Raw genomic sequence first — 910 nt, 5'->3', positions numbered from 1 at the left:
GGATCGGGGCGGATGCGGGGGCCAGGGCGTCGGGCGCGGGTGCGGGGGCCGGGACGGAGGTCGGGACGGGAGGGGTGGGTTGTGCGGAGTCGTGGGGTGCAGGGGACGTCGACACGAGGACTCCTCGGAGTGGGAACCGCTGTGGGACGAGCGGTGGACGCAAGGAAGGGGATGAGTCAGAGGACGTGGCGCAGGGCGCGGTCACGGATCATGAGGGCGGCCCTTTTGTCGGGGAGGTCGACTTCCGCCGCGTAGCGGAAGCCACCGCCGAGGAAGGCCGAGACGGAGGGGGTGTTGCGGAGGTCGGGTTCGGCAAGGACGCGGGTGCACCGGGGGCGGTGGTCGAGGACCAGGTCGGCGACGGCCCGCAGGAGCGTGGTGCCGACGCCCCGGCCCCGGTCGGCGGTGCCTCCGATCAGCAGGTGGAGGCCCGTGTCGTGGGGGCGTGCCGGATAGTGCCGGGCGAGCGGGTCGAGGTCGGCGCGGTAGATCTCGAAGTAGCTCATGGGTGTGCCGTCGAGCAGGCCGAGGCAGGGGACGCTCCGGCCGTCGCCCTCCAGTTGGGCGCGGAGGTGGTCGGCGGTCACGGTCTCGGGTCCGGCGAGCTCCCAGAAGGCGGCGACGGCGGGGTCGTTCATCCACCGGGCCAGGAGTGAGAGGTCCCGTTCGAGCCGGACGGGGACGAGCCGGAAGGAGCCGACGGAGGTGGTGGCGGGGCTCCAGGAGGCGACGGAGTCGAGCAGGTCGCCGTCGAGGAGTTCGCGGTCCGGGTGGCCACCGTGGAGGGGGACGTCGGCGGGGGTGCCGGGGACAGGGGCGGAGGTACCGGCGGTGGGGTCGCCGGGGGTGGCCGCAGGGTTGTCGGGGGCAGAGGTGCCGGCGGCGGTCGCAGGGTTGTCGGGAGTGGGGG

General features: G+C 74.3%; 1 protein-coding gene. It reads right to left on the bottom strand.

The annotated features are described in order from the left end of the window. Positions 1–176: 176 nt before the first annotated feature. Positions 177–910: GNAT family N-acetyltransferase (locus OO47_RS32925; RefSeq protein ID WP_234323393.1), on the bottom strand; the 734-nt coding region annotated here is incomplete at its 5' end.

This window comes from Streptomyces bikiniensis (assembly GCF_000716625.1).
GTDB lineage: Bacteria > Actinomycetota > Actinomycetes > Streptomycetales > Streptomycetaceae > Streptomyces > Streptomyces bikiniensis.
Note: the sequence above shows the minus strand (reverse complement) of the source record. Positions and strands in the feature narration are given on the sequence as shown.